We start from the raw sequence: 11,243 nt of genomic DNA on the forward strand, positions 1-11,243 counted from the left end.
CCTCCAGTCCGACCTCCCCCAGCCCCACCTCGGCCGCGAAGCCGACCACCGGCCTGCCCCTCACCTGGAGCTCCGACTCCCTGGTCTGGGACAAGGGCTGCGGCCACGACTACGTCATCGACAAGCCGCCCGCGCAGGTGCCTCCGCCGCCGGCGCAGCAGGACGCCGGGGTGTGGGCGGCGACGCAGGGCGCGGTGCACGGGCGGCAGATGGTGCGGATCTCGGTGCAGGGGCGGTCGTCCACGGCCGTGGTCCTTCAGGCGCTCCACGTCCGCGTCGTCAGCCGCGGCAACCCGGCCGCCGGGAACACGTACGCCATGGACCAGGGCTGCGGCAGCGAGCTCACGCCCCGCCGCTTCACCGTGAACCTCGACGCCGACCGCCCCACCGCCCGCCCGGAGGACGGCGCCGACATCGAACACACCATCCCGGCCGTGCGCTTCCCCTACCGCGTCTCCGCCGAGGACCCGGAGGTGCTGCTGGTCGACGCGACGACACAGACCTACGACGCCCAGTGGCACCTCGAACTCGAATGGTCCTCCCAGGGCCGCACCGGCACGATCCGCATCGACGACCACGGCCGCCCGTTCCGCACCACCAGCATCAAGGGAAAACCGCGCTACTGGTACGGCACGAACGACGCGGGCGAGCGCGCCTGGGTCCCGTACGACAGCCGGGTGCTCTGACCGGGAACGATCTGCTGCGTCCGCCGACGGTCAGCCGGAGGGCCTGGCGGGCGTCGGCGACGGCGGAGGGCTGACGGCCTGCTGGAGGCGTCGGGCGCCGAGTTCGGCGGCGTGGCGGGTGGTCTCGGGGTTGATGCCGTAGAGGCCGCCGTGGGTGAGGAGGGCGGCGCCGTCTCCGACGCGCAGGGCGGCGATGTCGAGCGTCAACGCGTCGCCGTTCCCTTCCTCGCCGCCGACCGTCAGGCGGAGGGCCTGGCGGGCGTCGCCGACCGGGGGGATCTCGACGGGTTCGACCCGGGCGCCGTAGGTCTGCCCGCCCACCCCCGCGACCGTGAACTCCTGGCATTTCCCGGCGAGTTCGCCCACATGCGCGATCTTCTCGTCGACGCCTGCCTTCCGGTACGCGCCCACCTGGTACCGCACCTGGGCGCCGTACTCGGTGTCGTCGAACCCGGCGACCGCCGTCGCGCCGTTCGGCTCGCCCAGCAGGTCCTCGGCATACACGGCGTCGAGCAGTTCCTGGCACTCGGGCCGGTCCGCCCGGCCCTTGAGCAGTCCGTCCCGCCAGGTGGCGGCACCCTGCGTGCCGCCCCAGGACGAGCCGAGATCGTCCGTCCGCAGGAGGGCGCCTCTGAGCCGGGTGCCGCTGAGGGCCGGGGCGGGGGCGACCGGGCGGGATCCCAGGGAGGCCGCGGAGGGTGCCGTGCTCGCCGGGGAGTCCTCGGGGTCGTACTGCTGTGCCTCCCGCAGCCAGGCCAGCGCCAGCACCAGCAGTCCGGCGCTGAGCACCAGGGTGAACAGACGGTACGGACGTTGCATGGCGCCGGCCTCCCGAGAACGTGGCATCGCGTCCCAGGGCAACACCGCCGGGGACCGCCCGCCAGCGCGGGAACGCGTACGGGTGAGCCGATGCCCCCTTACGGCCGAGAGGGGGTGTCAGGAGAGGCGGGCGGGCTCGTACGGCTCGACGCCCGCGTGCCGCAGGACGGCACGGGTGTACGCCTCGATGAGCGGGTGGACCGCCCTGGGCTCCGAGGACAGTTCGGGCTGGAACAGCGTGCCGATGAAGAAGGGGTGGTCGGCCAGTTCCACGGCGCGGGCCGCCCCCTCGGAGTCCCAGCCGCTGATGACCAGGTCGCTGCGCTCGATGGTGTCGGCGAAGTCCGGGTTCAGGCCGTACCGGCAGTGGAACGTCTCCGTGATCTGTTCCGCGCCGGAGTAGACACCGGAAAGCCGGGTGCCGTCCCCGAGGTGGAGCGACACCTGCCGTCCCGTGAGACAGCAGACCAGCGGGATGATCACCGGCGTCGCCGTACCGGGGTCGTACCGCACGTCGTCGGCGCCGGCGACGCCGAGCACGTTGCGCATGTACTCGACGAGCGCCTGCTGGAAGCCGCCGGAGGTCCCGAGGTACGGGACACCGGTCTCACGGGCGTGCCTGATGGCGGTCAGCACGCCGTCCCGGGAGACGTAGGGCGAGCCGGGAATGACCCAGATCCCGTCGTAGCCGGCGAGGTCGGCGACGCCGGTGACGTTCTGGCTGGCGACCCACTCCAGTTCGACGGCCAGATGCGGGCCGAACGCCTCCAGGCGCGGGTGGGCGGGTGAGTGGTCGTTGCGGTTGCCGACCAGGGCGACCCTGGGTCTGGTCCGCTCGATGCCGGTCATGACCCCCAGTCTCAGCGGCCCCGTCCGGCGCGGGAAGCCCCTCGGGGTGGCATGACCTGCGCGTGGCAGGAACCTGCCCGGCACGGCGGGTCGGGCACCAAGCTGCCAGGGGCGTACCGGCGGTAGGAAGCCCTTGCCGGTCACCTTCCGAACTGTAAATATCGAGCGCTGTTCATACGGGACGTGACTGCCCGTTGGTAAGACAGGGGGGCCCTCGTGCTTGAGGTGCTGGGGATCGACGAGAGGACGGAGGCGGTCTACCGACTGATGCTCCGTCGGCACGACTGGGGAGCAGCGGAGATCGCCACCGAGCTGCGGTACTCGGAGGGCGAGGTGCGGGAGTCGCTCGACCGGCTGTCGCAGCTGCGCTTACTGCGCGGTTCGCTGCGGAACGCGGGGAGCGTGCGCGCGGTGAGTCCCGAGGTGGGTCTGCGCCTGCTTCTCCAGGAACAGGAGAGCGTCCTTCTGCGTGAGCAGCAGCGGCTGGCCGAGGGCCAGGCGGCCGTCATGCGGCTGGTCGACGAGTACGCGGGCGGACCCCACCGGGAGCGTCATGACGTGGAGTACCTCCTCGGCATCGACTCGATCCAGGGGCGGCTGGAGGAGCTCGCCCACCGGTGTGAGCGGGAGTGCCTGTCCTTCATGCCGGGCGGCGCCCAGTCGGCGGCGAGTCTGGAGGCGAGCAAACCGCTGGACCAGGACCTGATGGACCGTGGGGTGCGCGTCCTCACGCTCTATCTGGACAGCGTGCGCAACGACCAGGCGACGCTCAACTACGCGCAGTGGCTCATCGAGCGGGGAGGCGAGGTCCGCACCTCCCCGACGCTGCCCCTCCGTATGGTCATGTTCGACCGCGAGGTCGCCCTGCTGCCGGTGGACCCCGAGAACACCAGGAAGGGTGCCGCGGTGCTGCGGGGCCCGGGCGTCATCACGGCGCTCACGGCGCTCTACGAGAAGTTCTGGGACTCGGCCGCCCCGTTCGAGACGGACCGTGACCGCGAGAAGAACGACGCGGGACTCACCCCGCAGGAAGCGGAACTGCTGCGGCTCCTCTTCCAGGGCAACACCGACGAGATCGCGGCCCGCAAACTGGGCATCGGCCTGCGCACCGTACGGCGCACCATGTCGGACCTGATGAGCCGGCTGGAGGCCCGCAGCCGCTTCGAGGCGGGAGCACGCGCGGCGCAGCGGGGCTGGCTCGACTAGTCCCAGCCGGCGCCGTCGCCTCCGGAGGCGAGTACGTAGTCCCAGCCGGCGCCGTCGCCTCCGCCACTCTGAACACGCTGGACGGCGCTGTTCGCGGCCTGCGCGTCGGCGGTGGCGGTGGCGACGGTGGCGAATCCGAAGGCGAAAGCGGCGGAGACGGAAGCGATGCGGCGTGCGACAGACATGTGGTTTCCCCCTAGGAGCAGCACGTCAGTGATGGGTCGGGCGGCGGCCGGAAGCCCTTTCCCCGGCTTCCCGGTGGCGGTTGCGCGCCCTGACATCCACGAGTCTGCTCAGGGCGGCGGGACGGCGGAAGGGCTTCCGGGTGGCATCAACTGCACGCGGCACCCACATGCCTGAGAGGATCCACGACCATGGACTACACACTCCACCGTGTCCGCGCCGACGACTGGCGGCAGTGCCGTTCCATACGCCTGCAGATGCTGGAGGACACGCCCCTCGCCTACCTGGAAACCGTCGAAGAGGCGCTGCGGCACCCGGAGAGCGAGTGGCGGTTCCGGGCCTCGCGCTCAGCGGGGCCGGGCAACATCGGCGTCGCGGCGGCCGGCCCGGACGGCACCTGGGTGGGAACCATGAGCGGCTTCCTGTCCGCGCCCGGCACGGCGAAGCTGGTGAGCGTATGGCTGCACCCCGGCCACCGGGGCCCGGAGGGCGGTGCGGCCGGCCTCATGCTCGACGAGATCGTCCGCTGGGCCCGTGAGGACAACGCCGCCGACCGCCTCGTCCTCCTGGTCCACGAGGACAACCACCGGGCCATCGCCTTCTACCGGCGCAGCGGGTTCACGCCCACGGGCCACACGGAGCCGTACCCGCTCGACGAGAGCAGCAGCGAGATCGAGATGGAGCTGCCGCTCCGGCCGGCACCGTAGGAACGGCGCGCTACACGCCGGCCGGCACCGGCTTCCGCGCGCCCTCACCGCAGGCCGAGCACTGCTCGTCGCGCTCGTACGGCTCCGGCTGCACGCCGTACTCCATCGAGTCCAGCAGCAGTTTCGCCCCCAGGGACCTGGTGGGCAGGCCCAGCAGGAAGCGCAGCGCCTCGTTGGCCTGCACCGACGAGACCATGGCGTTCAGCGGGCCGTAACTCGGGGCCTGGTACGCGCGGTTGTACTCGGTGAAGTCCGTGCCCTCCAGGTTCCCGCCGTTGAACGCGGCGAGGCTGGTGTTCGCGTAGTCGCACTCCAGGCAGGCCGTGCTGCCCGGTACGACGAGGGGGCCGACGATGCCCATCGTGTCCAGATAGCCGGCGCAGCTGTACGGGACGCCGGTGCGTACCGACGCCTCGTTGAGCCACCGGTGGACGTCCTGCGGGGTGTCGGCCGACAGGACGACCAGGTCGCAGTCCGCGAAGTGCCGTACGGCGAAGTCCGGGGAGTCGAAGGTGTCGTTGACGATGTCGACCCGTACGTCCGCGTTGCGCTCACGCACGCGGCGCGCCAGCGCCTCGACCTTCGGTGTGCCGACGTCGCCCTCGGTGTACAGGAACTGCCGGGTGAGGTTGGTGGTCTCCACGACGTCCGCGTCGGCCACCACCAGCCGGCCGATCCCCGCGGCGGCGAGGATCATCGCGACGTTGCTGCCGATTCCGCCGGTGCCGATGAGGCCGATCGAGCGGTTGCGCAGCACGTCCATCGGGTCGCCCTGGTGGCCGGCGACGCCGAAGTAGAGGCGGTGCCTGCTGTAGCGCTCCTGCCGGTCGATCCACTGTGCGGTGAGGACGCCGGCACCGCGGAGTTCGTCGAGCAGTTGCTTCGCCTCGGAGGTCGGCAGCCCCGAGTGCGCCTCGACGGTCGCGAGGGCGTCCTCCTCCCGTACCGGCGAGGAGAAGGCGGACAGCACATGGCGCAGATAGTCCGGCGCGTCCTCGATGACCAGCGCCGCGGGGGGCATCAGGCCGATCATGAGGTCCTTGCCGGGCTGCAGGACCGACAGCCCCTGGTGCAGGTTGATCGATGTCATCGGGTGCCTCCGTGTGCCGCCATGGGGGCGGTCGCGGTCAGGGATTCGGAAGAGGTGGAGCTCTTGCCGCCGGGTGTGGTGGTGGCAGCCGCGTCCGTACCGGGGAGCAGCATCCGTCCCCCGCCGAGGACGAGCAGAGCGCCCACGAGGGAGAAGACGGTCAGGAAGACGGCGGCCCCTGGGAGGCCGGCGACGGCGAGTACGGCGGTGACCGCGGCGACGGAGACCGGCTGGGCCGCGGACTCGAAGGACTGGACGGTGGTCATCGTCTGGCCCAGGTGCTCGACCGGTACGCGTTCCTGGATCAGGTTGGACCGGGAGACGGCGTAGACCATGCCGCAGAGGTTGACCACCAGCATCGCGGCCCCGGCGCCGATCCACGACGGGACGGCGAAGAGCGCCGAGCCAGCCGCCATGCACAGGGCCGCACGGCGCATCACCGGCTCCTTGGGCCGGTCGTCGAGGCGCTGGCAGATCAGTGTTCCGAGGAAGAGCCCGGCTCCCGCGGCGCTCGTGACGATGCCCGCCTCGGTGGGGCCCTCCCCGTAGACGTCCCGTACGGCGAAGACGGCGAGGGTGCCCAGAGGGGCGTACACGATGGCGACCGCGGCGATCGAGCCGAGGAAGCGTCCGGCACCGGGTGCCCTGCGGAACCAGGCGATGCCCTGGGCGACGCTCTCACGCATCCGGTCGGAGGAGGTGTTGCCCGGCTCCGTGGGGACGCCGAGGGTCAGGACGACCGCGGCGATGGCTACGAAGGTGAGGCTGTCCAGGAGCATCAGCACATCGGCCGAGGTCACCTGGAGCAGCAGACCGCCGATCGCGGGGCCGAGCACGGACGCCGAGGTCCACGCGCTGGCGAAGGCGGTGTTGACCTTGCCGCGGCGGTCGCCGTACACGCGGGGGATGGTCACGAAGGTGGCCGTACGCGCGAAGAGGTCGACGGTGTTCATCGTGTAGGCGATGGCCGCGATGAGCCACACGGTGCCGGTGCTCGTTCCGGCGGCCGCCGGAATCGTGAGCACGAGAGCGGCCTGGAGCAGATAGGCCCACAGCATCATCGCGCGCGGGGAGAGCCGGTCCGCCAATACACCGACGAGTGGTCCCGGAAATGCTTTCGGGAGCTGGGTCGCCAGGGCGACGCCTCCCATGGCCGCGAAGGAATCGGTGCGATCGAGGACCAGCAGGGGAAGGACGATATTGAAGACGCCGTTGCCGAATGCGTTGACCCACATTCCGGCGAAATGGCGCAGGAATGTCGCGTCCCGCCATATGGATTCACGCTCGGCGGCCGGCTGCTGGGCGGTGTTGCTCGTCATGGGACTCTTCGCCTCCGACGGGGCACCAGAGGTGCCGGCTTCCGGCGCCGCAGGCCGGGAGCGGCGGTAGCTCCCGGCCTGCGAGGCAGCGACTGAACTTAGTTGAAGGCCCGACCGGAGACGGCCTTGGCGACGACGACCTTGACGATCTTCAGCATTTCGACTCCCTTGAGGGGTTCGGTTGACCGGGAATCACTTCCCGGTTTCGCCGTTCCGTTTCGGCGATGGGTTAATCATGCGATGCCCGTACCGCCTCCGGAAGTACTTCTCCCAGGCATCAATTGGGCGCGGCAGGAAGGTGCCAGCAAGAGGAAATTCCAGGCAACAGAAAAGGCCCTCCGAACCACAGGGATCGGAGGGCCGTTCATTTCTGACGGGTCAGCGGAATCTCAGGTGCCGGAGTATCCGTGCGGTATGGCGCTCGGTTTCCGGGGGGAGTACGAAGAGCGGCAACGCGTGCACGGCGTGATGCCAGAAGCTGATGTCCATCGTCGCCTTGACCGACGCGTGGAAGGCCAGTGAGGCGGCGCCGATGACCCCCGGACGTCTGCGCAGCATGAACTGCGCCGCCGGATAGGCGACTTCGAAGCCGAGGGCGAACGCGCTGGCGACGGCGGCGACGCTCAGGGGCCGGCGGCTGAGCCACTTGCCCGCTCTGGTCCCGAGCTCCGCCCAGCTTCCCCGCAGGGTGCGTCCATCGGCCCAGGAGGGCCCGCTCAGCAGCAGCTTCGACAGCCCCGACTGGAAGTAGACACAGGCGTAGTACAGCCGCATGGCACCGAGGACCGCGGCCGCCACCTCGGGTGACGAGGCCTCACCGTCCTCGGCCAGGCTTCCCCGGGAGTCGGTCAGGGACAGGAGCAGCAGGTAGACGTTGAGGTTCGAGTTGTAGTTCCACGCCCGCTGGTCGAACTGGGCGACATGGCGCTGGACGGCGGCGAACGACGCGTTGGCGGCCAGCTTCACCGCCTTCGTCTCGCAGCCGAGCGTCCAGGCGCCGATCGAGACGAACGCCAGCCGCCGCAGGGCCTCGTACTGCTCGGCGGTCAGCCGGACCGGTCCGCCCCCGCCTCCGCCTCCGTCTCCACCTCCACCTCCGTCTACGCCTCCACCTCCACCTCCGTCTACGCCTCCACCTCCGTCTCCGTCTCCCTCCGCGTCCTCCCCCGGCCGCCACCGGTCGGCGAGCACCTCGCCGGGCGGCAGGTGCCACAGGGTGTTCAGCGCGGCGATGCCCGTGGCCAGCCGGGCCAGCGCGAGCCGGTCACGGGCATCGGAAGTCTCAGGCAGCATGTTCGTGCTCCTCGCTCGTGGCCGGGTCGGCCCCGGCCGTGCTGATCCCGGCCGTGCTGATCCCGGCCGGACCGATCCCGGCCGGACCGGCCCCCGCTTCCGCGAACCGCCACACCGCGCCGGGCTCGTCCTCCGGTACCACCGCTCCGGGGTCGTACCGGTGCACCAGCTCGGCGCTGAGCACATGGGCGCGGTCGAACGGCGAACAGGTGCGGAAGTCCACCTCCACGAAGAAGAGCTCCATGGCGACGAACCGCCGCCCCGCACCCGGCCGGAAGGAGCCCTTGATCTCGTCCCACGACGACCAGCCGCTCCGGTTCAGCCGCTCGAGGGCCTGCCGGCAGAAGCGGTCACGGGCCTCGATGTCGTCGTGGGTGTGGAAGACCCGTTCGAGTACGGAGACCACCCGGAAGAACTCCAGGGGCAGCAGCGACCAGGGGTCGGCGGGACCGACCGCGTGCCCGTCACCGGTGAACAGCCGTACGCGCATCTGCAGCGCCTGGTCCCGCTTGTGGTACGCGAACATGTTGAAGGTGCAGAAGGGCCAGCGGTTGGTGTTGGTGAGGGTGTGCCACACCTGGCCGGCCAGATAGACGGACGTCCCCGCGAGGATCGCCCTGCTCAGCAGCTTGGCCCGGGGTACGGGGAACACGAGGGCTCATTTCTGGGAGAGGTGGCGGTGCGCCCCTGGGGGACGACGTGCCCCTGGGGGACGACGTGCCGTGGCACGCACCGAGGTCGTCCCGAGTGTCATGCGCCGTCATCCTGCCCAGGAACCCATGACCGCTGGCATGAACCGCTCCTGGCACCGTCCTGCCGTACGAAGATCAAGGCCGCCTGGGGCCTGTCCGGTGGATCGGGGTCGGACAGCACGCCTAATCGCGGTCGAACCTCTTCCGCCCGGCGACCACGTCACGGGCCGTCTGCCCCGTGGTCCGGCCCTGGACGAAGGCGTGGGCGCGCAGACGGGCCAGGGCGTCGTCCGCGGAGACGCCGAGCTGGACCATGATCATGCCGACGGCCTGGTGGACCTCGTCGTGGTCGGCGGGCAGGCCGCTCGCTGCGGACTGCGGTCCTCGGACCATCGCCATCAGGGCCATCGTCATCACGCCGGCCACGAGGTGGGCGCTGCGCAGGGCGCGGCCCGTCAGCTCCCCCGGGGTGTCGCGGTACAGGTCGAGCGTGCCCACGCACGCCGTGTCGCTCCCGAGCGGCAGGGAGTACACGGCGCGTACCCCCGCCGCGACGGCCTGCTGGGCGAAGACCGGCCAGCGGCTGACGTCGTCACCGCGCGTCAGGTCGGACGCGAACACCGGCGCCCCGACCTCGGCCGCGTGACGGCACGGCCCGTCCCCCACGGTCTCCTGCACCTGAGCCACCCGCGCGGCCGCCTCGTCGCTCGCGCTCAGCCGTACGGGCATACCGGCGACCCGCAGCGACACGCTCGCGCCCGTCACCGGCAGCAGTCTGACCGCCGCCGCGCACAGCCGGCCCGGGATCTCACCGGGTACCGCCGCACCCCGCACGGCGTCGCCGTATGCGTCCCCGTGCGCGTCCCAGTAGTCGTCCTCGTCTTCCCCGTCGTCCTCGTCCCTGGGAGCCACGGCCACCGCTTCCCTAGTTCCGCCCGGAGGCTGGATGCGCCTACCCCTGGCCCTCGTCGCGAAAACGAAGAAGTCCGGTGCGCGTGTCCTCCGGATGCCGGACCCTCGGGGTTTGAGGGGGTGGAGTGACGCGAGAGGCGCTCTCCGACCAGACCACCGACCGTCACATCACTGGGAGTTGTCCGTTCATGGCACGGATACACAAGTACGTCACCGCCGCCGCGCTCACCGCCGTGCTGGCGGGGACGTCCTCGGTGTCGTACGCCGTCTCGCAGGGGAAGGCGGCGCACGACCTCCGGGTGCACACCGTCCAGGCGCAGTCCGCGACGGCGGCGAAGCCGGGCAAGCCGGCGAAGCCGCGCGTCGTCCAGCCGGGTGAGCATGTCGTCGCCGCGCCCGGCTTCGAGCTGTGGCTCACCGAGGAGGGCAAGCACTGGATCGTGCCGGACAACCCGGACCCGCAGTTCCGCAGCATCGTGGACGGCAACATCGACCCGACGCAGCCCGGAGTCTCGCTCCAGGCGGAAGGCTCCGAGGACGGGCACTACTACCTGTCCGGCCTCTACTACGGCGGCAGGGGCACCGCGTCGTACGTCGTGGTGGAGACGAAGGCCGGCCCGGTGCGCGGCAAACTGCTGGAGCTGCCGGGCAGGCCCGGCTGGGGTGTCTGGTACGGCATCACGACCGTGCCCGAGGCGTCCGGTGGCGACCCCGACTTCCTCGGCGCGGTCACCGTCTTCGACACGAAGGGCCGGGTCTACGCCCAGCTGCCGCGGTGACGCGCTGAGCGCCAGGTGCTGAGCGCCAACCGCTGAGCGCCGAACGCCCACCACGTCCGTCACCACCCCGGCGGGGCCGGCCGCCCCCGGCCCCGCCACCTCCACGTTCCCGACCCCGAGGACCGTCGTCCGTGTCGCACCCGAAACCCGAAGTCCTGGCCTCCGAAGGCGACTTCGCCGCGTACGCCACCGCCGCCTGGCCCCGCCTGGTGCGCACCGCGCACATGCTCACCGGCGACTTCCACGAGGCCGAGGACCTTGTGCAGACCACGCTGGCGAAGGTCTACTCCCGCTGGCAGCGCATCCCGCGCGACGACGTCGACTTCTACGTACGGAGGTCCCTGGTCAACAACAACATCAGCCGCGTCCGCAAGAGACGCGTCGCCCATCTGCTGATGCCGTTGCTCCCGGAGCGGGTGCACCAGTCGGACGCCGGGCACGCCGACTCGGTGACGCAGCGGGCCGCCGTGACCGAGGCGCTCGCCGGGCTGTCGGCGCGGCAGCGGTCCGTGATGGTGCTGCGGTTCTGGGAGGACCTGAGCGAGAACGAGATAGCCGAGCTGCTCGGATGCTCGATCGGTACGGTCAAGACCCATGTACGGCGCGGTCTCGCGGCGTTGCGCACCCACCCCGTGTTCGCCTCGGCCTCCACGGCGCGTCCGGCCACCGCCTCTCCGTCCACCACCTCCCCGCACACCACCTCCCCAC

12 protein-coding genes and 1 pseudogene are annotated in these 11,243 nt (G+C 71.0%); 5 read left to right on the forward strand and 8 right to left on the reverse strand.

What is annotated here, in order from left to right; all coding sequences use genetic code 11:
* Positions 1–686: pseudogene (locus FNH04_RS31600) on the forward strand (transcriptional regulator); the annotation flags it as partial.
* 30 nt (positions 687–716) lie between these two features.
* Here FNH04_RS31600 and FNH04_RS31605 read toward each other — a convergent pair.
* Complete coding sequence (locus FNH04_RS31605) at positions 717–1,505, reverse strand: hypothetical protein (RefSeq protein WP_152789207.1); 789 nt, start codon at positions 1,503–1,505, stop codon at positions 717–719.
* 117 nt (positions 1,506–1,622) lie between these two features.
* On the reverse strand, positions 1,623–2,354 hold the full coding sequence (locus FNH04_RS31610) for a glutamine amidotransferase-related protein (RefSeq protein ID WP_152789209.1): 732 nt from the start codon (positions 2,352–2,354) through the stop codon (positions 1,623–1,625).
* Between the two features lie 216 nt (positions 2,355–2,570).
* Here FNH04_RS31610 and FNH04_RS31615 point away from each other — a divergent pair, with 216 nt between their 5' ends.
* Positions 2,571–3,560, forward strand: coding sequence for a helix-turn-helix transcriptional regulator (locus FNH04_RS31615; protein ID WP_322724390.1), 990 nt, complete (start codon positions 2,571–2,573; stop codon positions 3,558–3,560).
* On the opposite strand, the gene FNH04_RS31620 is transcribed toward FNH04_RS31615, so the two are convergent.
* Positions 3,557–3,745, reverse strand: coding sequence for a hypothetical protein (locus tag FNH04_RS31620; protein ID WP_152789211.1), 189 nt, complete (start codon positions 3,743–3,745; stop codon positions 3,557–3,559). The two genes, FNH04_RS31615 and FNH04_RS31620, sit on opposite strands and share 4 nt — an antisense overlap.
* A 189-nt stretch (positions 3,746–3,934) precedes the next feature.
* Here FNH04_RS31620 and FNH04_RS31625 point away from each other — a divergent pair, with 189 nt between their 5' ends.
* Positions 3,935–4,450, forward strand: coding sequence for a GNAT family N-acetyltransferase (locus tag FNH04_RS31625; RefSeq protein ID WP_152789214.1), 516 nt, complete (start codon positions 3,935–3,937; stop codon positions 4,448–4,450).
* A 10-nt stretch (positions 4,451–4,460) separates the two neighbouring features.
* Here the strand turns inward: FNH04_RS31625 and FNH04_RS31630 are convergent, their stop codons facing one another.
* The 5 genes from FNH04_RS31630 to FNH04_RS31650 form a co-directional block, all read right to left on the reverse strand.
* Positions 4,461–5,540 (reverse strand): HesA/MoeB/ThiF family protein, encoded by a 1,080-nt coding sequence (locus tag FNH04_RS31630; RefSeq protein ID WP_152789215.1) that lies wholly within the window; start codon positions 5,538–5,540, stop codon positions 4,461–4,463.
* Positions 5,537–6,859 carry an MFS transporter gene (locus FNH04_RS31635; protein ID WP_152789217.1) on the reverse strand — a complete coding sequence of 441 codons (1,323 nt, stop codon included), beginning with the start codon at positions 6,857–6,859 and terminating at the stop codon, positions 5,537–5,539. Before FNH04_RS31635 ends, FNH04_RS31630 begins: the two co-directional genes overlap by 4 nt.
* A gap of 378 nt (positions 6,860–7,237) precedes the next feature.
* Complete coding sequence (locus FNH04_RS46780) at positions 7,238–8,152, reverse strand: hypothetical protein (protein WP_194236878.1); 915 nt, start codon at positions 8,150–8,152, stop codon at positions 7,238–7,240.
* The gene (locus FNH04_RS31645; protein ID WP_152789219.1) at positions 8,142–8,804 is read right to left on the reverse strand and encodes a hypothetical protein; all 663 of its coding nucleotides are present in this window, start codon (positions 8,802–8,804) and stop codon (positions 8,142–8,144) included. The genes FNH04_RS46780 and FNH04_RS31645 overlap by 11 nt, the downstream gene beginning before the upstream one ends.
* Positions 8,805–9,027: 223 nt before the next feature.
* Positions 9,028–9,756, reverse strand: a complete 729-nt coding sequence (locus FNH04_RS31650) for a GAF and ANTAR domain-containing protein (protein WP_322724393.1) — start codon at positions 9,754–9,756, stop codon at positions 9,028–9,030.
* Positions 9,757–9,944: 188 nt separating this feature from the next.
* Between FNH04_RS31650 and FNH04_RS31655 the strand changes: the two genes are divergently transcribed.
* Positions 9,945–10,535 carry a hypothetical protein gene (locus FNH04_RS31655; RefSeq protein ID WP_152789221.1) on the forward strand — a complete coding sequence of 197 codons (591 nt, stop codon included), beginning with the start codon at positions 9,945–9,947 and terminating at the stop codon, positions 10,533–10,535.
* 155 nt (positions 10,536–10,690) lie between these two features.
* The coding region (locus FNH04_RS31660) for a SigE family RNA polymerase sigma factor (RefSeq protein WP_152789227.1) at positions 10,691–11,243 on the forward strand (553 nt) is incomplete at its 3' end.

Source organism: Streptomyces phyllanthi (assembly GCF_009377205.1).
Taxonomy (GTDB): Bacteria; Actinomycetota; Actinomycetes; order Streptomycetales; family Streptomycetaceae; genus Streptomyces; species Streptomyces phyllanthi.

Bases quoted from the DNA above. Each gene is read 5' to 3' on its own strand.
- FNH04_RS31605 (WP_152789207.1), bottom strand. From the start codon at position 1,505: ATGCAACGTCCGTACCGTCTGTTCACCCTGGTGCTCAGCGCCGGACTG.
- FNH04_RS31610 (WP_152789209.1), bottom strand. From the start codon at position 2,354: ATGACCGGCATCGAGCGGACCAGACCCAGGGTCGCCCTGGTCGGCAAC.
- FNH04_RS31620 (WP_152789211.1), bottom strand. From the start codon at position 3,745: ATGTCTGTCGCACGCCGCATCGCTTCCGTCTCCGCCGCTTTCGCCTTC.
- FNH04_RS31625 (WP_152789214.1), top strand. From the start codon at position 3,935: ATGGACTACACACTCCACCGTGTCCGCGCCGACGACTGGCGGCAGTGC.
- FNH04_RS31630 (WP_152789215.1), bottom strand. From the start codon at position 5,540: ATGACATCGATCAACCTGCACCAGGGGCTGTCGGTCCTGCAGCCCGGC.
- FNH04_RS31635 (WP_152789217.1), bottom strand. From the start codon at position 6,859: ATGACGAGCAACACCGCCCAGCAGCCGGCCGCCGAGCGTGAATCCATA.
- FNH04_RS46780 (WP_194236878.1), bottom strand. From the start codon at position 8,152: ATGCTGCCTGAGACTTCCGATGCCCGTGACCGGCTCGCGCTGGCCCGG.
- FNH04_RS31655 (WP_152789221.1), top strand. From the start codon at position 9,945: ATGGCACGGATACACAAGTACGTCACCGCCGCCGCGCTCACCGCCGTG.